Annotated in this window: 14 protein-coding genes; 13 read left to right on the top strand and 1 reads right to left on the bottom strand. The window is 40.9% G+C overall.

The window, feature by feature from the left end:
• Window positions 1-347: 347 nt before the first annotated feature.
• The 13 genes from ACTRWI_RS12970 to ACTRWI_RS12910 all read left to right on the top strand — a co-directional run bounded on the left by ACTRWI_RS12970 (window position 348) and on the right by ACTRWI_RS12910 (window position 21266).
• Window positions 348-1259 (top strand): helix-turn-helix transcriptional regulator, encoded by a 912-nt coding sequence (locus ACTRWI_RS12970; RefSeq protein ID WP_499131954.1) that lies wholly within the window; start codon window positions 348-350, stop codon window positions 1257-1259.
• Window positions 1246-1842: a DUF1819 family protein gene (locus tag ACTRWI_RS12965; protein WP_499131952.1), complete on the top strand. Its 597-nt coding sequence runs from the start codon at window positions 1246-1248 to the stop codon at window positions 1840-1842. The genes ACTRWI_RS12970 and ACTRWI_RS12965 overlap by 14 nt, the downstream gene beginning before the upstream one ends.
• A complete protein-coding gene (locus tag ACTRWI_RS12960; protein ID WP_371730116.1) occupies window positions 1843-2430 on the top strand; it encodes a DUF1788 domain-containing protein in 588 nt (195 codons plus the stop codon). It abuts the gene before it with no gap.
• Between the two features lie 47 nt (window positions 2431-2477).
• The gene (gene brxC / locus ACTRWI_RS12955; protein WP_499131950.1) at window positions 2478-6179 is read left to right on the top strand and encodes a BREX system P-loop protein BrxC; all 3702 of its coding nucleotides are present in this window, start codon (window positions 2478-2480) and stop codon (window positions 6177-6179) included.
• A gap of 9 nt (window positions 6180-6188) precedes the next feature.
• Window positions 6189-7973 carry a DUF262 domain-containing protein gene (locus ACTRWI_RS12950; protein ID WP_499131948.1) on the top strand — a complete coding sequence of 595 codons (1785 nt, stop codon included), beginning with the start codon at window positions 6189-6191 and terminating at the stop codon, window positions 7971-7973.
• Between the two features lie 18 nt (window positions 7974-7991).
• Window positions 7992-11648: a BREX-1 system adenine-specific DNA-methyltransferase PglX gene (gene pglX / locus ACTRWI_RS12945; RefSeq protein WP_499131946.1), complete on the top strand. Its 3657-nt coding sequence runs from the start codon at window positions 7992-7994 to the stop codon at window positions 11646-11648.
• Between the two features lie 336 nt (window positions 11649-11984).
• Window positions 11985-12734 (top strand): YaaW family protein, encoded by a 750-nt coding sequence (locus ACTRWI_RS12940; protein WP_499131945.1) that lies wholly within the window; start codon window positions 11985-11987, stop codon window positions 12732-12734.
• Complete coding sequence (locus tag ACTRWI_RS12935) at window positions 12734-13615, top strand: hypothetical protein (protein ID WP_499131943.1); 882 nt, start codon at window positions 12734-12736, stop codon at window positions 13613-13615. Before ACTRWI_RS12940 ends, ACTRWI_RS12935 begins: the two co-directional genes overlap by 1 nt.
• A 61-nt stretch (window positions 13616-13676) precedes the next feature.
• Entirely contained in the window at window positions 13677-14789 is a 1113-nt protein-coding gene (locus tag ACTRWI_RS12930) for an AAA family ATPase (RefSeq protein WP_499131942.1), read from the top strand.
• On the top strand, window positions 14783-15352 hold the full coding sequence (locus ACTRWI_RS12925; protein ID WP_499131941.1) for a hypothetical protein: 570 nt from the start codon (window positions 14783-14785) through the stop codon (window positions 15350-15352). Before ACTRWI_RS12930 ends, ACTRWI_RS12925 begins: the two co-directional genes overlap by 7 nt.
• A gap of 34 nt (window positions 15353-15386) precedes the next feature.
• Window positions 15387-18092, top strand: a complete 2706-nt coding sequence (gene pglZ / locus ACTRWI_RS12920) for a BREX-1 system phosphatase PglZ type A (RefSeq protein WP_499131939.1) — start codon at window positions 15387-15389, stop codon at window positions 18090-18092.
• Between the two features lie 9 nt (window positions 18093-18101).
• Window positions 18102-20216: a protease Lon-related BREX system protein BrxL gene (gene brxL / locus ACTRWI_RS12915; RefSeq protein WP_499131937.1), complete on the top strand. Its 2115-nt coding sequence runs from the start codon at window positions 18102-18104 to the stop codon at window positions 20214-20216.
• A 267-nt stretch (window positions 20217-20483) separates the two neighbouring features.
• A complete protein-coding gene (locus tag ACTRWI_RS12910; RefSeq protein ID WP_499131935.1) occupies window positions 20484-21266 on the top strand; it encodes a hypothetical protein in 783 nt (260 codons plus the stop codon).
• Window positions 21267-21296: 30 nt separating this feature from the next.
• On the opposite strand, the gene ACTRWI_RS12905 is transcribed toward ACTRWI_RS12910, so the two are convergent.
• Window positions 21297-21587, bottom strand: coding sequence for a hypothetical protein (locus ACTRWI_RS12905; RefSeq protein WP_499131933.1), 291 nt, complete (start codon window positions 21585-21587; stop codon window positions 21297-21299).
• Between the last annotated feature and the right edge of the window lie 406 nt (window positions 21588-21993).

Raw genomic sequence — 21993 nt, 5'->3', positions numbered from 1 at the left:
ATATCCTTAGAAACAATAAAGTAAAAGAGCCATTTTTCATAAAATTCAAAACTCGACATACAACGAAGAAAATTATTCATGGTATCTGATGGGTATAGTCTCAATAGAGTCGGTGGTCTAGAAATATCCGCCTAACCATGAGCGATTCGTACAAAACTCCCCCAGCAGTGTTAATGTTGTCGAAATTCATCATTCCTTAATACCACACAATATGAGGCCTGACCGCGAAAATGAAATGAGAGACTCTTTCCTTAGTAATTATGATTTGCTGGACTCTAACATGTTGAATTGAAGTCCAACCCAAAATGGTTCATACTTCGAACTCATTATGAAATGCATCAAGAACCATGGATAATCTTAGTCACGCACAAAAACAACGATTAGCGTACATTGACTTCAGGTTAATGTTCGTTGGTCACTTTGCACGCTCTGAAGTGGTGTCTCATTTTAAAATGGGACTGTCAAATGCCACACGTGATATCAACCTATACAAAGAGCTAGCTGGCGATAATCTTCTCTACAACAATGCCGAGAAACGCTACTTTCAAACCGAGGTGTTTACCCCTCTCTTTGATTACGATACTCAGAAAGCACTAAGCCAGCTAAAACATCATTTAAGCGATAGCTTAGATGCAATGTCAGATGTGAAGTTTCCTGTAGAAGCTCCTAGCCATCTATCAATCCCGAACATTTATACCATTGCAACACTCACTCAAGCATCCTTGAACAAAAAAGCGATTAAGCTTGATTATATTTCACTAGAGAGTGGAGCAAGCTCTCGTGTCATCATTCCTCACAGCATTGTTGATAATGGTTTGCGTTGGCACGTAAGAGCGTTTGATACTAAATCTGGTGAGTTTAGAGACTTTGTGGTTACTCGTATAACTAAAGCAAAAATCATTGAGCAAGAAATCAAAGAGCATCAAAACAAAATGGCTGATAACCAATGGTTACGCATTGTGCCGCTTGAACTTGTTCCGCACCCTACCAATATTAAGTACCCTAAAGCGATAGAGTTGGACTATAACATGCAGAACGGTGCTTTAAATATTGAAGTACGTGCGGCTGTTGCGGGTTATCTGTTACGTAAGCTCAATGTCGATTGTTCGTCCGATGCAAGTCTAGAATCTCCAGAACATCAATTATGGTTGAAAAACTCCCCTGCTCTCTATGGCATTTCAAATCTACAGCTTGCCGCAGGCTACACACCTCATCCATCTGAAAAGAACTATATAGGGACAAATCATGTCTGCTCATAAACGCTATCTAGGTGACCTCATTGGTGGCAGTCTGATGCTAAGAGAAAGCCAAATCTTGGCAGGATTAATGCTAAAAGAGCCGACACTATCAGAATGGAATGAAGCCATTGTCGATGAAAACATTCTGCAAAAGCCATCCGCAGCCTCTGCCAAGAGAAACGCATCGACCATTAAAAAGCGACTAAGTGGGCTTAACAACCGTTTTCTTGAAAAGCTTGCTTACAGTGGTTCAGATGAAGCCAGCCAATTGATGTTTGCCGCAACCTTAATTAACTCGCCTTTATTAGCAGATTTCATGCGCACGGTAGTAGTAGACGCTAAGCAAATGTATCGAGAGTCACTGACAGTTGATGATTGGCATCACTTTTGGCAAGACCGTTCTCGCCTATACCCAGCCCTAGCAGAAATGTCTGAAGCATCTACCTATAAAGTATCTCAAGTCGCTTTTAAAGTGATTGCTGATGCTGGCTACATTGACTCGACCAAAAATAAACAACTGCTTAATGTTTATGTGTCTCAAGACGTCCGTGAGCTGCTATCAGAGATGGATCATGATGATGTATTACAAGCGATGGAGCTGTAAATGCAAACACTAGCCCAATTACAAAAACGCTTAGACCAAGTTCAAGACAAACTAGAAAGCGAAGAATTTCTGACCAACAAAGAACTTGGTGGTGAAATCGGTTTTTATATCTTTGATTATCCAGCCGAGTTTGAAGTGACCGTTCGTGAGCATCTTTCCCACGTTACAAAGAAAATGACGACTCGTGGTGAGATTTCAGGTCGCAAGTTTGCAAGCATTAACCTGTTCGAAATGATCATTGAATTGCTTAATAGCCGTAAACTTCTCGATCTTGCCTATAAAATGCAGAAAGACCGTGGCGATGAAGCCCTCTTTAAAGCATTAAAAGGCCCACTTGAGCAAAACCGTGTCGCTGAGTTCATTGTGAAGCAAGCCAAAATCGAAGAGTGTGATTTTATTATGCTTCACGGCTTAGGCAGTGTTTGGCCTATTGTACGAGGTCACGGCTTACTTAATGCCCTACACGCAAAGGTAGGCAATATTCCAACCGTCATGTTTTACCCTGGGGAGTACGATGGCGCAGCTCTCAAACCGTTTGGAAGGATTGAATCTAACAACTACTACCGAGCCTTCAAACTGGTTCCTTAAAACGTCAAACACAAATTTTAAACTTTCGTCTCCTAGCTAGGTATCCCATGGAACTGAAAAAAATATTTAAAAAAGACATCGCTCGACCAATTAACGGTGTTGTAAAAGCAGATCAAACAGAAAATGAAACCGTATTTGTTGAGCTTGATGAGTACGTCATCACGAATGAACTAATGAAGCACATTGAAAAGTTCTTCGAGTTTTACATGCCTTCAGTATACGACCCAGAAAAAGCGGCTGTTGCTGGAAAGTCAGGGATTTGGGTATCAGGTTTCTTCGGTAGTGGTAAATCACACTTCATCAAGATCTTGTCTTACCTCTTCAAAAATATCGAAGCAACCAATGGCTTCAGCTCGCGAACTGCTTTCGATTTCTTTTCAGAAAAGCTAAAAGAAGAACCAATGCTGGTTGGTTCTATTGAGCAGGCAATCCAAAAACAAAACAAAGTTATCCTATTTAACATCGATAGCCGTGCGGATACCGATGATCGTGAAGATGCGATTCTGAAAGTATTCTTGAAGGTATTCAATGAAGAAATGGGCTATTCAGGTGACCATGCCCACATTGCACACTTGGAGCGAGATCTGGATTCACGAGGTCTATTCGAATTATTCCAAACTGAATTCGAAGAAATCACAGGCGTGAATTGGAAAGAACAACGTGATTCTTTTGATTTCTACCGTGATTTCATCGCAGAAGCACTAGCAAAAGTAACCAATCAATCTCTTGATTCAACACGCCAATGGGTAGAGAAGCTAGAAGAGAACTTCCCTCTCGATATCGCTAACTTCTGTAAATGGGTTAAAGAGTACCTAGATGAAGACCAAAGCCGCCGCCTACTCTTCTTTGTCGATGAGGTAGGTCAATACATCGGTAACAACACGCAAATGATGCTAAAACTGCAAACCATTACCGAGAACCTTGGTACGATTTGTGGCGGTAGAGCGTGGGTAATTGTTACCTCTCAAGAAGACATCGATGCTGTACTTGGTCAAATGCAAGGCTCTAAAGGTCAGGACTTCTCGAAAATCCAAGGCCGTTTCCAACGCATTTCACTATCCAGCTCAAACACTAACGAAGTTATCGAAAAGCGACTGCTAGAAAAAAGTGATGATGCTAAATCATCACTTGCAGCCCTATATGAAGATAAAGGCGATATCATTCGTAGCCAACTGAGTTTCGAACAAACTAACTCTGCCGAACTAAAGAACTACACCGATACAGAAGAGTTCATAAACAGCTACCCATTTATCCCTTACCAATACAACTTGGTTCAAAAGATTTTCACGGGCATCAGTCGTGCGGGTGCTTCAGGACAACACATGAGTAAGGGTGAGCGTTCACTGATTGATGCGTTCCAAATTGCGTCAAATCTATACTCAGAAGACAGTATTGGTCGCTTAGTTCCTGTTTACAGTTTCTATAACTCAATTAAGAAATTCCTTGATACTGCGGTTGTTCGTGACATCAACCAAGCTCAAGAAAAAGCCTCTATCAGCGACTTTGCAATCAGCGTTCTACAGACTTTATTCATGATCCGCTATGTCGATGAAATTAAGTCAACACTCGACAATCTGGTGACACTTTGTATTAACGAAGTAGACCAAGATAAGCGTGAACTAAGACTGAAAATCGAAGCTGGATTAGAAGCACTTGAGCGTAATAACCTTGTGGCTCGCCAAGGTGATGAGTACATATTCCTAACCAATGAAGAGAAAGAAATTGAGAAGGAAATTCAAAACACTGAGCTAGAGCTATCAGAAGAAACCGCTGAACTGAGTGCCATCATTTTCAATGAAGTACTGCGCCGCACAGAAAAGTACACCTACCCTGAAAATAAGCAAAACTTCCCGATAGCTTACTTCTGCAATGGCATGCCTTTCGGTGGAAAGGTTGAAAGTGACATCATTTTCAAAGTGGTATCTCCTATCGATAACGACTACGAGAGCTACAACGACACAACATGTGTTAACTATTCAGCTGATAACGTACTGGTTAAGCTCGAAGACAACCAACGTCTATTTGATGAACTTCGTAAGTACATCAAAACACAGAAGTACTTGAAAAAAGGCAAATCTAACGGAAAAGAACAAGAGCAACTTCGCCATCAAAAAGCGCAAGAGAACCAAGAAGCTCGTAGACGATTAGTAGATGAAATCGAAGTGTTGATGAAGCAAGCCGATTATTACGCACTGGGTAACACATACGATGCGAAAGGCTCATCACCAGTAAAAATGCTTGAAGGTGCTTGTCACTACGTTGTGACAAATACATTCCAACACCTCAAAATGGTTAAGCCGTTTGCTGGTTCTAATATTCGTACCGAGATCCAACAAACATTGATTGCTGGTCAATCAGGTCAAGTCGACATCGACCTTGGTGATGCAGAGATCAACCCACTAGCGGTTGCTGAAATAGAAAAGCACATCGCTATCAGCGATGAGCATGGCTACCCTGTTATTGCCGCTGAGTTGATTAAGAAGTTTACTAAGCGCCCTTATGGTTGGAACACAGACGAAATCCGCCTAATGCTTGCTCGCCTTGGTGCCGCAGGAAAAATTACCTTCCAAGCAAACCAGCAAGATATTGAGCTTAAGCATCTATTTGACCATTTAGACAAGACACAGCGCCTTGCTAACCTGCGTATCCGTAGAATCAAGCAGCAGTCTGAAGCAAACCTTAAAAAAGCGGGTAAGCTATACCGTGATCTAAACTTCGGCACAGCTCCATCAACAGAACCTGAACTCTTTGTAGCCGCTACTGAAAAACTAACAAGTTGGTTAGATAAACTGAAAGGCTTCCAGTCTAAAGCGGAAACAGGTAACTACCCTGGTGTTACCGATATCCAAGACGGCATTGTTCTAATTGGTTCATTGGTAGAGGCTAACAGTAGCTACCAGTTTATCGAAAGCTTCCTAGCCAACGATGATGAGCTTTGTGATTTCGAAGAAGAGTATGAATCTGTTGAAAACTTCTATGAGCAACAATTTACTGTATGGCAACAGCTAGCACATTCGCTAGATATCAAGTTCGCCACCAATGCTTCTTTCCTTGAAAAAGATGAAGATGCGAAGCAAGCACTAGACAAGCTGGCGGCTATCTATGGCAACCCTCGCCCATATCGTGAGATCCGTAATGTAAAACCACTGATTGAGAAAGTGGACGCTATCAATAACGAACTCATGGATAAACAACGTAAATTCGTTACAGGCAAGCTGCAAAACCATATCACGGATGTACAAGGCATCATCGCAGATGCAGGCGCACCAGCCGAGATCAGCAACCAAGCATTACTACCTTTCCAAGACGCTATCAAACGTATCGAAACGGCTCGTAGTGTGGCAGACATCAAAAACGAACTGTCTGAAGCTGACGATTGGTTTAACCAAGCGGAGACTCTACGTAATAACTACATTCGTAGACAGCAAGAGCTAAAACGAAGAGCCGAAGAAGAAGCCAAGAAAAAAGCGGAAGCAACGACTAAGCCAGTGGAATCACAAGGCTCTCTGCTTGGTGCAGGAAATACTGATACAGCATACAAACCTAAACCAGTAACTGAAGCGCCACAAGTGCAAGAAGCGGCAGTTAAAGCGAAACCAACGAAATCGGTAGATGCAATGGAAGTTTACAAAGGTCTTTCTACTTCAATGTACATGGAGTCAGTTGAAGATGTAGATAACTACCTAAATGCCCTTCGTGAAAAACTGGTTTCACTGGTTGAATCTGACCATAAAGTACGTATTAAGTAGGTAAGCATTATGTATCAGAACGGTGGTTCCATTAAGCAACTACTAGACAAAGTTGCTGAACAAACATTAGTGCTACCCGCTATTCAACGAGAGTTCGTTTGGAAACCAGAACAAATCTGTCAACTATTCGATAGCTTGTTGCAAGGTTACCCTGTAGGGACGTTCTTATATTGGAAAATCAACCCAGAACATCGCAGTGATTATCAGTTTTACGAGTTTGTACAGAATTACCATCAACGAGATGCTAATCACTGTGATCGCTTAGAAAACCCAGCAAGTAAAGAGTTCACTGCTGTCCTTGATGGGCAGCAGCGGATTAGTTCGTTAAATATTGGGCTTAGAGGATGCTACCACCAGAAAATCGCTGGTAGGTGGTGGTCTAGTGATGATGCTTTTCCACAAAAGTTCCTGTATTTGAACTTACTTGGCGAGCCAGATGAAGAAGGCAATCAGTACCAGTTCGAATTTTTAACTGAAGACAGAGCGAAAGTAAAAAATGCAGACCAATATTGGTTTAAAGTTGCTGATGTTTTCGATGGCGATATCGATGATTTGCAAGACGCTCTGAATGATGATCTATCAGACAATTTAGGGGAATTTGTTACAAAGGAACAACGAAATAAAGCTCGTAAGCTTCAGCGTAAGCTCAATACTCTAATTCATGATAAACCCATAATCTCTTATTACGAAGAAACCGATCAAAGCTTAGAAAAAGTACTCAATATCTTTATCCGAATGAATAGTGGCGGTACACCGCTATCCTATTCAGATCTGCTTCTTTCAATTGCGGTAGCTCAATGGGACAAACTTGATGCAAGAGAAGAGATCCATTCCCTTGTTGACGAACTCAACCAAATCGGTGATGGGTTCAACTACAGCAAAGACTTAGTATTAAAGGCAGGCTTGATGCTGTCAGATATTGGCAGCGTGGGCTTTAAAGTCGAAAACTTCAATAAAGGTAACATGGAAATCCTAGAACAAAAATGGGATTCCATTAAGCAAGCTCTTACCGTAACGACTGAACTGTTCGCAAGTTTCGGCTTCAATAGCCAGAACTTACGAGCAGACAGTGCTTTGCTACCTGTTGCTTACTACATTCATCATAACAGTTACGATGAAAGCTATTTATCTCGAAGTGAACACTCTTCTGATCGGGCAAACATCAGACATTGGCTTGTGAAGTCCTTATTGAAAGCTTCTGGTATCTGGGGAAGTGGCTTAGACACCTTGCTAACAGGTATACGCTCTGAGATTAAAAACTCACACGACAACACGTTCCCTATTGCAGCCATTGAAACATTTATGGTCAGCAGGGGTAAGTCTCTTAAATTTGAGCCAGAAGAAATCGAAGAGCTAGTTGAGTTAGAGTACGGTAACAAGCGTACCTTCGCCCTGCTATCAATACTATTCTTTGGCTTTGATTTTTCACATCATTTCCATATTGATCATATCTACCCGAAAAGTTTGTTCAAAAAAGCTAACCTTCGAAAACTTGGAATGGAAGAAGAGCAAATAGATGCAGCCATCACGCAATCAAACAAGTTGGCTAATCTTCAACTCCTTGAAGGCTCAATCAATAATGAGAAAAGACAGAAAATGCCACATATCTGGTATCAAAAGCTTTGGCCAAACGAAATTGAACGACAGCACTATCTAGATCGTCAAGCTATTACAGAACTCCCAGATTCTCTATTAGGCTTTGCTTCATTTTACGAAAAACGTAAAACCATCCTTAAATCAAGAATTGAGCAGGCATTAGATACTCACTCAGTAGCTAAATCTGAAACAGAATAATTTATTGGCAGAATAATAATGAATACAAACAAACTCAAAGCTTACGCACCAAAAGCTCGTATCGCTTTCATGGAAGCGGTAATGAAGCGTGCTGCCGTACTTGGTATCTACGAAGACAAAATCAGTGAAGCGACAACTCAAGGTACAGACACCATCATTGATGGACGAGTATTTACTCGCAAGCAAGGACAACAGCGCCAACAGTTAGTAAACCGACTAAAAGCACTTGGTGGCGGTAAAGAAGGTTACAAGCAGTTCATCAATGAGATGGCATTTACTTGGTTTAACCGCTTCACTGCTATTCGCTTCATGGAAGTGAATGAGTACTTAGACCATGGCTTCCGTGTCCTAAGTAAAAAAGCAGATGCAGAGTTTGGTGAAGGCTTTGAAATTCTCTCTCATGCTACGGATGTTGCTGAAGATCTTGGGCTAGAGAAATCTAAAGTCGTTGAAATGGTGCTTGCAGGTGACAAAGAAGACCTGCTTTACAAAGAGCTACTGCTTGGTCAATGCCACCAGCTAAGTACAATCATGCCATTCATGTTCGAAAAGCTGGATGACGCAACCGAACTACTATTACCAGACAACTTAACCAAATCAGACTCCATCTTAAAAGAGCTAATTAACGATATCCCAGAAGATAATTGGCAAGAGATTGAAGTAATTGGTTGGCTATACCAGTTCTACATTTCTGAGCACAAAGACGCTGTAATGGGGAAGGTTGTAAAGAAAGAAGACATCCCTGCTGCAACTCAGCTATTCACGCCAAACTGGATTGTTAAGTACTTAGTTCAAAACTCCCTTGGTCACCAGTGGTTATCCACCTACCCTGATTCAGAGCTAAAAGACAAAATGGAGTACTACATCACGCCAGCAGAGCAAAGTGATGAGGTTATTGCACAGCTAAAAGCCATTACACCAACTAGCCTTAACCCTGAAGATCTTAAGATCATTGATGCCGCTATGGGTAGTGGTCACATTTTAGTTGAAGTGTACGACCTACTGCGTGAAATCTATCTAGAACAAGGTTACCGCACAAAAGAGATTCCAGAGCTTATCCTTACTAAGAATATCTATGGCTTGGACATTGATGATCGTGCATGCCAACTTGCATCCTTCGCACTTATGATGAAAGCTCGTGAAGATGATCGCCGTATCTTTAGACGTATCGAAGACAACGATATCAAACTCAACCTCTACTCTCTTCAGTCAACCGAGAGTTTCAATGTAAATCAACTTTGGACTGTTCTCGATTTTGAAGGTAAATTGCAAGCAGGTCAAACCGAAGATCTATTTGCACAAAACGAATTCAATGCTTCTGAAATCCCAACAGAACTTAAGCCATACTACGAACTACTTGAGTACCTGAAACTCCAATTCTTGGATGCTAAGAATTTAGGCTCACTGATTGAAATTGATAGTAAATACCTATCAGTTCTAACAAGTTTGAAAGCAAAACTTGAAGAAGCTGAAAACAGCAATAACCCAACCACTAAAACAGCTATTGAAGTAGTTCTACCAATTGTATCTCAAGCGCTAGTACTTGCTACTAAATACGATTGTGCAGTAAAAAATCCGCCATACCTTGGGTCAAAAGGTATGAACAAAGAACTTAAAAAGTTTGCTAACAAGACTTATCCGAACTCAAAGTCTGACCTATTTGCACTGTTCATGGAACGATCGTTCAATCTATTAAAGAAAAATGGATATAATGCCCAGGTAAATATGCAGTCCTGGATGTTTCTATCGAGCTTTGAAGAGCTGCGAAACTCAATATTAGATTCGAGTAATATACTTACTATGGCTCATTTGGGAGCCAGAGCATTCAGTCAGATTTCTGGTGAAGTCGTTCAAACAACCGCTTGGGTTATTAAGAAGCAATTTATTAATAGATATCTACCATCTTTTATTCGCTTAACTGAAGGAAACGAAGAAAACAAACGCTCTTTTCTACAATCTAAACAGCATTTGCACAATAAAATGAATCAAGATGCATTTAGGGATATTCCTGGTTCACCGATAGCTTATTGGTTAACAGAAAAAGAGCGCCAACTCTTTAGTTCGTACGATTCCATAGGCAAACAAGCCTCAGCTCGGCAAGGTATGGCAACTGGGGACAATGACCGATTTGTTAGAATGTGGTTTGAGGTCGCATTAGATCATACTAACTTCTTTGCAACAAGCAAAGAAGATCACTGGGGAACTCAAAAAAGATGGGTTCCTTTTAACAAAGGAGGAACATTCAGGAAGTGGTATGGTAATCATGAACATATTGTTGCATTTTCAAAAAGCGACTACCTAACTCTAAAAACTATGGGGAACTGTTGTCCTTCAGAGCAACATTACTTCTCAGAGTCTGTAAGTTGGTCAAAAGTTTCATCGGGGAATTTTTCTGTACGATATTACCCATCAGGTTTTATATTTGCTGATGCGGGCATGTCAATTTTTTCTGAACTTAATCTTCACAACATCGCAGGGCTACTTAACTCAAAAACTACCAGTATTCTTGCTGGAGCTATTTCACCAACACTTAATTATGAGGTCGGTATAATAAGACAATTACCTCTTATTCCTAACTCTCCAACACAAGTACAAGAAGCTATATCCATAGCTAAAGAGGATTGGGATCAGTTAGAGACTTCTTGGAACTTTACAACATTCCCTTTAATTAAACCAAATTCAACATTAAAGGGGAGCTATAGTATTTTTAGAGAACAATCCAAAGAACTAACAAACTCTCTTCAACGCATTGAAACTCATATCAATAATACTGTGTCGAACTCTTATGATGGTGGTGACGTGGAGCTTGAGCAAATTTCTCTGCTATCGAACCCTCACTTCAAATTTAAGAACTTACCTAAGCCAGAGAGGGAAAATGCATCTCAAGCAGCCTGTCTAACATCACTTATTAGCTATTCAGTTGGAAATATGATGGGACGCTTCTCATTGAACCAAAGTGGTATCGTCTTTGCTCACTCCAATAATCTCGTTTTCAACAAGTTAGTTAACGAAGGTGCATACAACACCTTCACTGCCGATGATGACGGCATCATTCCGTTAGCCGATCAAGAATGGTTATTTGAAGATGATGCAACCATCCGCTTCCGTGAATTTGTCAAAACGGTTTGGGGAGAGGAGCACTTGAGTGAAAACTTGGAGTTCGTTGCAGAAAGCCTATGCCTGGATGCTATCAAGCCTAAGAAAAACGAAAGCTCAATGGACACCATTCGCCGCTACTTCTCAACGCAGTTCTACAAAGATCACTTGAAGACCTACAAGAAGCGTCCGATTTACTGGTTATTTAGCTCTGGTAAGGAAAAAGCATTCGAGTGTTTGGTATACCTCCACCGTTACAACGAGAGTACCCTAGCCCGCATGCGTACCGAATATGTCACGCCACTAATGGGTAAGATGGAAGCACAGCACAGGCTTCAATCAGAGCTTGAACAAAGTGCATCATCAACGGTAGAGAAGAAGCGCCTACAAAAAGAGATTAAATCCATCGAGAAGAAGCAAACAGAACTACGAGCTTTCGATGAAGAGCTAAAGCACTTAGCTGAAATGAAGATCTCTATCGACCTAGATGACGGTGTAAAGGTTAACTACGGTAAGTTCGGTAACCTTCTTCACGATGTGAAAGGCATCCATGGTAAGAAACCAGACCTAATCAAATAAGTAACTAAGTAGTAATGGCACAGTCCACGGACTGTGCCTTTTTCTATTCTGTTCAATAAGGAGAATATTATGTATGTAGCGACAATTACAATGGGTGATCTAGCGACAATTAGATTTGCTCCTCTTACCTAAAATTGTCCTTCGACCCATGCCCTATAAAGGAAGCCCCTACGGGGTGCTCGCTGCGCTCTCATCCTTGACAGGGCAAGGCTCTATCGGTTTTGGCTTAGTAAGAGTTTCATCTCTATTTTGTGTTTAATCTAGAATCAAATCACTGTACAAAATTTAATCTCTAATTGTCGCTGAACAAGGGTGGTTAATTGACGCTACATAATTATGAGCAATACATACAGAAAAGATAAAGATTTAGATCCCCTATTACGCTATGCCGATAACGAAATGCTAGGCGTACTAGTCAAATACCTAACAACCGATAAAGATGGTGAAACTCGTTTTACAGAAACCCTAACCGATGATGAAAGATTTAAAGCTGCCAAGGGTGTGGGTGACTATAAACAAGTTTGGCAACTTATCGCTGGAGAGTTACAACACTTTGGTGGCGACACTTTCGTTAATCTATTTAGACAATCAGGCGTTGAATATCGAGAGATACTTACTGACGTTTGTAAGAAGCTAAAAATTAAAACCGATTACAAAGCAGAAACAGAAAAAATTGAACAAGCCCTTTTAGCAAAACTATTCCAAGACTCATGGGAAAAAATGTCGGCATCTGAAAGAAATGAATTACGAAAAAAACTAAAAATAGATACCTCACTAACAAGTAGTGCAGCCCTCACGGCTATCATCGCAGGAATTCGTATGGGAGGCTTTATGTCTTATCAAGTTGCTATGATTGTTGCAAATGCGGTAGCTACAGCCCTTCTAGGAAGAGGCTTAACAATAGCGGCAAACGCAGGGCTAGCTCGTGCAATTGGTGTTTTTGCAGGACCAATAGGCATTGCTATAACTGTACTTTTAACCGTTCCTGCGATTAGTGGGCCAGCCTTCAGAGTAACTCTGCCAGCCTTAGTACAAATTGCTGCAATGCGACAACAGATGCTTAATGAAGAGGAACCTATATTTTGATGGAAACTGTATTTACATTTGACTGGGATAAAGTTTATTCAACAGTTCAACAAGGTTTGCAAGATGGTAGCGTTATTCTTCGTGATGGTGTCGCCTATTGGAGTGAAGCGTCTGGTAAATCGGGCATCGTACAACATATGCCTCTGAAAGGGATGCTTTATGACCCAGAAAAGTTGAATGACATCAGCAAGCTAATTCAATCAACCCATGCGACTCAAATGGCAGCTATTGGCTTATCTACGACTATTATTGTTGGTGCGATTGTTGTGCAGACAATGTATCTCGCTAAGAAAATAGACAAGCTGCAAGAAACCATGGATTTGATTTCTTCCGATATCAAAGCTCAAAATGTGATGTTTTATATGGAAAAAATATCGAAGTATTTTGGTGCTATTGAATCAGCAAGAGTTCTTCTACTTGATAAAAGCTACGTATCAGAAACCGAAGATATTGCCGCAAACCTCATTACACAGTTATCTATCGAAAGAAACGAAGTTCTATCTTTAATTGATAACCTTATTTCATTTGCAGACCAACTGACTGACGACCATCTGAAGCAAATGTTGGATTTCATTACGATGATTCTCGACACAATGCCTAAAGCCATCTATCTGGAAAGTCAACTCTGTGACAGATACGGGAAATTCAAGCTATCAGAACACCTGATGCGTGAAAACACTAAACGCTATAACACCAGCCTGATGCACTATAGATCCTGGTGTAATGATAAAGCTAAAGCAGCGATTCGTGGTGACAAAAATGCAATAGCTCTCCCTTTCCATGAGAAAAAAGATGAGCTGAAAGACCTGTTCAACTGCGAGTACAATCAGTTACTACTGAAAGAAGTGCAATCTATCTCTCTTGAAAAAGTAAGTGCTTGATTTCTTGAATGAGTTATCAAGCCTTTTCTTATATAATATATCCTCTTAATGGAGGGGAATCGTGAATATAGAACTACTACACATACAAGGCTACAAAAGCATTGCTGATCTTAAAATGGAGAACGTTGATCCATTTGCAATCATTGCTGGGTCTAATGGCTCAGGCAAAAGTAACCTTGTCGATGCACTAGCATTTTTTGGAACAGCCATTGAATTCGGCACGAAAAGTGCCATTCAAAAGTTTGGTGGTTTCGCTCATATTCACTGTTTCAAACACAGATCTGAACGCAGAAGAACTATGCAGTTTGAGATCAAAATAACACTGGACTCAAAGCTGTATCATTACCACTTAAAGCTTTATCAACTAGATTCAGAGCCAGTTTTTTTTGAAACTCTCCATATTGATGATGAACTAGTCATCTCTCGCAAACGTGGAGAGTCCCCTACTCTAAAGTCAGGTAAGCAGTTAAATTCTGTAAGCTTCCCAACCAATATGTCTGCATTATTGCTGTTACCTGATTCTGGCATCTATCAATTTTTGACAAACATAAAGGTTTTTCGTTTTGACCCTTTAGGCGCTAAAGAGCCTGATTCTGCGAATACTGACACCTCCGAATTAGACATGCATGGGCGCAATGTCGCTAGTATGCTTGCAGAACTAGAAAAAAAGGATGACTTTAGAGAGCAAATTACAGAATGGATTGAGTTACTAGTCCCTCACATGGAAAGGGTTTCCACAGAGAAACAACGCCTTGATGGTACGACTGTTATTACATTCAAAGAGGAAGGTACGAAAACAAGATTCCCTGCAAATTTAATCTCTGATGGCACTATCTACGCACTTTGTATTCTTACAGCGCTACTAAGCAGAACTAACAAATTTGGTATTACCATCATCGAAGAACCTGAAAGAGGCATTCACCCCAAAGCTATTTCTGAGCTTATTGGGGCGATCCGAGATACCGCAACTATCCAGCATGCTTTCTTCGTCACTACGCATAGTGAATCAGTAGTTCGCAGTGCCGAAAAATCAGAGCTTTGGTTAAGTAACAAAGAACAAGGGAAAACAGAAGTTAAGAATGCAGCACTACAAACTAATGGTATAGATTTAGGTGATATGCCTCTTGATAAAGCATGGTTAATGAACATGTTTTCAGGTGGTTCACCATGGTAAAGCTTGGATTTATAGTCGAAGGTAAAACCGAAAAATTAGTCATCGAGTCAGATACCTTTAAAGCTTGGTTAGAGGCAAATGGATGTGAACGAATCAATCCAGTGCTTGATGCTAATGGTGGCGGTAACCTGCTGCCACAACACATTGAACCTATGGTCAATCTACTTAAAGGCGCAGGTGCAGAGCACATTATCATTCTTACCGATTTAGAGTTAGACCCAGATTTTGACACGGTAAAGAATCGAATTACGACCACTCATACAGACCTGATATTTATCGCAGTGAAAGCGATTGAAGCATGGTTCTTAGCGGATAGCCAAGCTATGAATAGCTGGCTTGAAACAACGAACTTTCACGAAGCCTCACCAGAGAATACTATTGCCATGCCATGGGATCGCTTAAAAGAAATTGCAGAAGAACGAGAAAAGCGTGGGCCAGGTACTAAGGTTAAGTTCACAAAGAAAATCTTGAAGTGTGGCTACGACACGCAAAATGCAGCGGAACACGGTAACGCACCAAGCGCAGAAGTATTCTTAAACGGGCTGAAAGCACTCGCTGAATAACAATTTAAGCCTAACTATAAAAAGTATTATAAACATGAATATACAGCAAATCTCACAAGGCTTACTCTCTAAGTTTGAAAAAAGCCGTTTGGTTTTTTGGCAAGATACTGACATCGAATTCAAAGAGCAGCTTGATGAACTCGATCTTAACGGTATCGAGATTATCTTGCTCGATGGTCAATCACACCTAGAAGTTAAACAGCGAATTGAGCTTCAAGAGCCTCATACATCTTTCTTGCTTTACAGCAATGTAGCCCCAAACCTTCCTGAACGTGACTGGTTATTTGATGTTCGCCTCTACTCTGAAGACTTCTATGCAGATTCTAGCTCAATGATCCTCAATGAGTTAGGCATGCGTATGGAGTTTCGACCTGTCATTTCTCAGTATCGTGCGTTCTTCACTAACAAGGCCCGAGTTAATCGACTCAAGAAGCTGCTGCCGCACAATGCTAATAAAGAAGAGTTAGAACTGGCATTACTTGCTGCCACGTTAAAGATTGACTCCCCTACTTTTGCAGGAATTCTATTGGATTTATTAGTCACACAAGGCAACGATATCCACAATGAGTCTCTATTTGATGAACTCAGCAAGTACAACTTAACAGCAACGTTTTGGCGCTTTGCTGCCGATGAAGTTGGTTATGTACTTGAGAAGAACGATGATGGCAGCACAACTGAAGCAGAGTTTATTGATTTCATTATTAAACTACTCTTTACCGAGTTTTACCAATCACTGATTAATAGTGGCGTAAGCACCTCACACTCTATTTTTGAGCGCCTCAAGTTAAATCTATTACCCATTCACCTTGATGAGCATGGTAAAAAAGATTATTCAGACCGTTCGGGGCTTAACTCGTCAAAACGAGCAACGGCTGTCAATATCATTAAGAGTATGCGAGAAAGTCGCTCAATGGGTGATGCGTACAACAAGTTAGCTTCATTCATTGAAGCGGAATTAGAACTTAGGAACCTTCTTGGCACAATTACATCCCCTCAAGATTTACAACGTGTAGAAACATTTGAATCGGCTGAGCAGCAATTCATCATTCTCCTTGTGAAGAAGATTAATGAACTTGATAAGGTAGAAGTCGATGCGCTGATATCGCATCGATTAACTACCCATTGGGCATTAATACAGCCAAATTATGCAGCGATTCTCAAAGCCATTCGTGCTGCTAAACAGTTCTACACACTTAAGCAGAAGTATATTGACGGGTTCCAATACAACTCAGCAAAAGAGATGTATCGTGCGTATGAAGCTGAATTATATAAGTTTGATATGGCATATCGTGAATTCTGTCAGCATGCTAACCAAGTGGCACACAATGGTTCAGATATCCTTAAGAAAACTGGTTTAGTTAACGATATTGAAACCCTATATGTTGATTGGTACTTGCACGATCTTGCTATCACCTGGGGAAAACATATTGATCAAGAAACCCTATTAGATGATTGGAAGATCATGGGCGTTCCGAATCAATACGACTTCTATAATCACCAAGTCGAAAGTATTTTCAACACATCGCAAGTACAAAAGGTCTTTGTGATTATCTCTGATGCACTGCGTTACGATGTAGCTCATGCGATCAGTGATCAGATTAACAACGAAAAACGCTTTTCATCTGAGATCAAGTCACAACTTGGGGTGGTTCCATCTTATACGCAGTTGGGGATGGCATCTCTACTACCTCATAACAAGATTAGCGCTCATATCGGCTCTAAAGTTGAGTATAAAGTTGATGGCGTTAGTGCTCATGGAACTGAAAACCGTAAGAAAATTTTAGCTAAACGTAATGGGCTTGCGTTTAAAGCTTCTGAAGTACTTGGTTGGACCAATGACGAAGGTCGGCAGATGGTTAAAGATGCTCGTGTTGTTTATATCTACCATGATCAAATTGATGCCATTGGTGATAAAGCCGTAACCGAAAACCAAACCTTTGAAGCTTGTGCCGATGCGATCAATGAAATCAAATTACTGATTGAACGCATTATCAACCGTCTAAATGGTAGTCGTGTTCTTGTTACTGCTGACCATGGGTTTATCTACAAGTCTTCTGATGTGGTTGATTCAGACAGAGCAACTCTACAGGCTCAACCGAAAGGTGCAGTCGAAGCGAAAAAGCGCTATATCATTGGTGAGACTTTGCCAGAAGGCGATAACTACTGGCAAGGTTCACTGAATTCTACAGCAAATCTTGCACTCGATAGTGAAGATTGCAGCAACGCTGAATTTATTGTTCCACGTGGCTCAAACCGCTTTAATTTTGTTGGTGGTGCTAAATTTGTACATGGTGGGGTTATGCCTCAAGAAATTTGTGTGCCAGTTTTACGAGTACGTGAACTAGATAAGAAACAGCAAACTAAGCTAAGTAAGGAACGAGTCCCCGTCGTACCACTGGCTAATCCAATTCGTTTGGTATCTCTCAACGACAAAATCCAACTTCTACAAGCAGGAGCAGTTGGCGATAAATACATTGCTCGTGAATTAGAAATTTGGGTTGCAGATCCAGATGGCAATGTTGTTTCTCATAAACAAGTCGCTATGTTTGATGCCACCTCAGAACGTCAAGAAGACAGAAGACATGACGTAATAATCATGCTTAATGGCTCTGGCTTTGATCGAAATATTAGTTACAAGCTAATGATGCGAGACATCACTCAACCGAACCGCCCTATTGAGCTAGAGCCAGTATCGGTAACCATCGACCTTGCTATTCAAGACGAATTTGATTTGTTTTAGGAACTCAAAATGATAAATGACAAAGACAATAATATTGCGAACGAAGCAGAACCACTTAGTCACGATGAGCAAATCCAACAAGAAGTTCAAGAAATTCGTAATGTAGATCTAGATGATCTTATGACAACAGAATTTAAAGGCCGAGTTGTCCGTAAAGATTTAACTAAGCAGTTGAAAGAAGGCGCGAACGTTCCTGTATACGTACTTGAGTATTTGCTTGGTATGTATTGCTCATCAGCCGATGATGATCTAATTGAAGCAGGTTTAGGTCGAGTAAAACAGATCCTAACAGACAATTATGTTCGTCCAGATGAAGCTGAAAAAGTAAAATCAATGGTGCGTGAGAAAGGAACGCATAAGGTTATCGATAAGGTTTCTGTTCGTCTTAACCAGAAGAAAGATGTCTACGAAGCAAGCCTATCCAACTTAGGCATCAAGGATGCGGTTATCCCAGCGGATATCATTAAGTCTAATGAGAAGCTTCTGACAGGCGGTATCTGGTGCATTGTGACGCTTAGCTACTTCTATGAGGAAGGACAAAAGACATCTCCGTTCTCGGTTGTAGGTTTAAAAGCAATTCAAATGCCTTCCATGAACATGCAAGAAGTATTTGACGCTCGCAGAAGCTTCTCTATGGATCAATGGCTAGACATGCTACTACGCTCCATTGGTATGGAACCTACTAATCTTGAACAACGAGCTAAGTGGCACATTCTTGCTCGTATGATCCCATTTGTTGAGAATAACTATAACGTGTGTGAACTTGGCCCTCGCGGTACTGGTAAATCACACGTTTATAAAGAGTGCTCCCCTAACTCACTACTTGTATCGGGCGGTCAAACAACAGTCGCAAACCTGTTTTATAACATGTCATCTCGTAAAGTAGGCTTGGTTGGTATGTGGGATATTGTCGCTTTTGATGAAGTTGCTGGAATCCGATTCAAAGACAAAGATGGCGTGCAGATAATGAAGGATTACATGGCATCTGGTTCTTTCAGCCGGGGCAAAGATTCTATCGAAGCCAAAGCCTCCATGGTTTTTGTTGGTAACATAGATCAAAGTGTCGAAACATTAGTTAAGACCAGTCACTTACTTGCTCCTTTCCCAACAGAAATGATTGACTCGGCTTTCTTTGACCGTTTCCACGCCTATATTCCTGGCTGGGAAATTCCAAAAATGCGACCTGAATTCTTCACTAACCGCTTTGGTTTAATTACAGACTACCTTGCGGAATACATGCGTGATATGCGTAAGCATAACTTCGCAGATGCGATAGATAAATTCTTCAAGCTTGGCAATAACTTAAACCAACGTGACGTAATTGCAGTACGCAGAACAACATCGGGTCTACTGAAGTTACTTGTGCCACACGGTGAATACTCAAAAGAAGACGTTCGCACCTGTTTAACTTATGCGTTAGAAGTTCGCCGCCGAGTGAAAGAGCAGCTCAAAAAGATTGGTGGAATGGAATTCTTTGATGTGAACTTTTCTTACATTGATAATGACAGCCTTGAAGAGTTCTTTGTAAACGTACCTGAACAAGGCGGTTCACAGATCATTCCTCCAGGAACTCCAAATGCTGGTGTTATTCACTTTGTTAGTCCAGGTGCTAATGGCAAGCTTGGTGTATTCCGAATTGAGACGCAGAAAACCGCTGGTAACGGCAAGCTAACCACTTCAGGTCTAGGCTCCGATACTGAAGCTAAAGAACAAGTAAAAGTTGGTTTTGAGTACTTTAAAGGCAACTTATCTCGCATTGCGGCAAATACTCAGTTCTCAGACTTTGAGTTCCACCTACATTTCGTAGATTTGCAGATGTCGGGTAACTCGTACACATCCAGTCTAGCATCACTGATTGCGAACTGCTCTGCCTTACTGGGTAAACCGATGCAGGAGTCAATGGTAGTGCTTGGTTCAATGACTTTGGGGGGTGTACTAAATCCTGTGCAGGATTTAGCAGGTTCTATGCAGGTAGCTCTTGAAGCTGGTGCTACCAAGATCCTTATTCCGATGGCTTCTGCTACAGATATCCCAACTGTACCTGCTGAGACATTTACGAAGTTCCAAGTGAGCTTTTATAGTGATCCTGTTGATGCGGTTTATAAAGCTCTTGGGGTAAGTTAATCAATACCACTATAATTTTTGTGACTTAAATTAAATTGGTACGATAAATCATGCCACAGCTTGAACAACTATTTGCATTCAAGCTGTGCTTATTATCTATTATTCATAGAAGATGTACGGAAGCTGCTTTCACTTCGCCAAATATACGCTCTACACGACACTCTTGGTGATGGTATCAATCTCTTTAGTCGTAATCCACACCTTCTAATTGGTTTTAAACGATTAAATAATATCATTACGTAAAACGTTATATTGGAGCACTACATAATGACAAACCGAAACTCAGATTGGGTACGCTTCTTCAAATTAGAAGAACAGTTCTTCGACGATGTACTCTCTTCCACAAATGAAGTTGAGTCCTTTGGTTCACATTGCTATCCAGAATACACTGAAGAATTTACCGAGTCGGGTCACCTTCGTCTGACCAAACCCCAACATATTCGCTGGATTGGTCACGTCAATGGCGATCAAAGCCTGTTCAATAAACTTCAGAAACAAGCGAAAGAAATTTACGACCTTCATCAATCTTTGACACTTTCGGAAAAAAGATGCTCTCGTGAACCTATTTTTTTAGTTGATGCTAAGCGTATCGGTGTTTACAAAAACGTTGCGCACTCTTCGAATCTAATCACGAGCTCTGACGAAGTGAGCTTAGTACGAGGTAAATATAGCGATACACCGGAACGCGACATTCAAAACTATAACGACATGCGAAAGGATTTAATTGACCTTGGGTTCAGTACCGCTACCGTTTCGTTAGCTCCAGTAACACTCTCTTTAAAAGTAAGCACGCAAGAGTTAGTGAACTACTTTGGTCGCGAAGATATAGTGTATAGGAGACAAACAGGTCACCAATATCGCAGCCGAGTATATTGGGATCGACAATCAAGACCCATGAAACTTGGCTTCTTTATTAGCTTATCTCCAATTACTTACCATTGCGTTGTCTCTCCAAGAGAATCACGCGAAGACTCGTACCTAAACAGTGGCGAAGCCATTCCTTTCGTCGGTCCTTGTGATGGTGAGTTTTGGATCAGCAAGACCTCATAATGCGGTTTATGAGGTCCCTAACCACTTAACTTAGGCTTGCTCTTCGACGTCAGACGATTCGGCAGTCTTTTTCTCATCGATCATCTTTTTCGTACCACCGATAGCTAACAATAAGCCACCGACAGTTGGAAGTAATTGAAACATTGCGAGATTTTTAACATCTTGCGGAAGATTGTTTCGTAAAGCTACTTCGGCAATGAATTCAAATAGTGTGTAGCCATTTACTGCGGCTTGGAAAGAAAATGACAGACCACAACTCAGCATTAGTATCAAACCAATGCACGTAATTCTAAAGTTAAAGTTCTTCATGTTGTTGTTCATAATGTACCTTATTTATGCTGACTGATTGGTTCAGTTCATTTATACACGCCCCATTCTCTCCTTTTAGAAATTAGCGAAGCCAATATCGCACCTTAATTGACAAAACATCGTTACAGGGACCGACAGCTCGGTAAACGTCACACCAATCTCATAGTTGTATCAATTTAATCGCTGATATAGCCCTGCTTATTTGAATTTCTTGGTTCGACACTGAGATATCCTCAGCTTACGTAGCCAATCTAAACCCATGATTTTGGGTTGGCGTTGAAATTTTCTGCGGTTTAGTGCCATTGCACAGTCCCCAATACGCACGTTTCCCACAGCATTCGCAGCAAAAGAAAACTGGAGTAAATGATGACTACGACAACAACAACTTCGAACAACACAGAAACCAATAGTGCTGTGT

Source organism: Pseudoalteromonas sp. G5_S1_14_S5 (genome assembly GCF_054968605.1).
The sequence above is the reverse complement of the archived record's forward strand: the minus strand, read 5'-3'. Positions and strand labels throughout refer to the sequence as shown.

Excerpts from the sequence above, each read along its gene's own strand:
- ACTRWI_RS12960 (WP_371730116.1), top strand. The coding sequence starts at position 1,843 with ATGCAAACACTAGCCCAATTACAAAAACGCTTAGACCAAGTTCAAGAC.
- pglZ (WP_499131939.1), top strand. The coding sequence starts at position 15,387 with ATGAATATACAGCAAATCTCACAAGGCTTACTCTCTAAGTTTGAAAAA.
- brxC (WP_499131950.1), top strand. The coding sequence starts at position 2,478 with ATGGAACTGAAAAAAATATTTAAAAAAGACATCGCTCGACCAATTAAC.
- ACTRWI_RS12970 (WP_499131954.1), top strand. The coding sequence starts at position 348 with ATGGATAATCTTAGTCACGCACAAAAACAACGATTAGCGTACATTGAC.
- ACTRWI_RS12905 (WP_499131933.1), bottom strand. The coding sequence starts at position 21,587 with ATGAACAACAACATGAAGAACTTTAACTTTAGAATTACGTGCATTGGT.
- pglX (WP_499131946.1), top strand. The coding sequence starts at position 7,992 with ATGAATACAAACAAACTCAAAGCTTACGCACCAAAAGCTCGTATCGCT.
- brxL (WP_499131937.1), top strand. The coding sequence starts at position 18,102 with ATGATAAATGACAAAGACAATAATATTGCGAACGAAGCAGAACCACTT.
- ACTRWI_RS12950 (WP_499131948.1), top strand. The coding sequence starts at position 6,189 with ATGTATCAGAACGGTGGTTCCATTAAGCAACTACTAGACAAAGTTGCT.
- ACTRWI_RS12925 (WP_499131941.1), top strand. The coding sequence starts at position 14,783 with ATGGTAAAGCTTGGATTTATAGTCGAAGGTAAAACCGAAAAATTAGTC.
- ACTRWI_RS12940 (WP_499131945.1), top strand. The coding sequence starts at position 11,985 with ATGAGCAATACATACAGAAAAGATAAAGATTTAGATCCCCTATTACGC.
- ACTRWI_RS12965 (WP_499131952.1), top strand. The coding sequence starts at position 1,246 with ATGTCTGCTCATAAACGCTATCTAGGTGACCTCATTGGTGGCAGTCTG.
- ACTRWI_RS12935 (WP_499131943.1), top strand. The coding sequence starts at position 12,734 with ATGGAAACTGTATTTACATTTGACTGGGATAAAGTTTATTCAACAGTT.
- ACTRWI_RS12910 (WP_499131935.1), top strand. The coding sequence starts at position 20,484 with ATGACAAACCGAAACTCAGATTGGGTACGCTTCTTCAAATTAGAAGAA.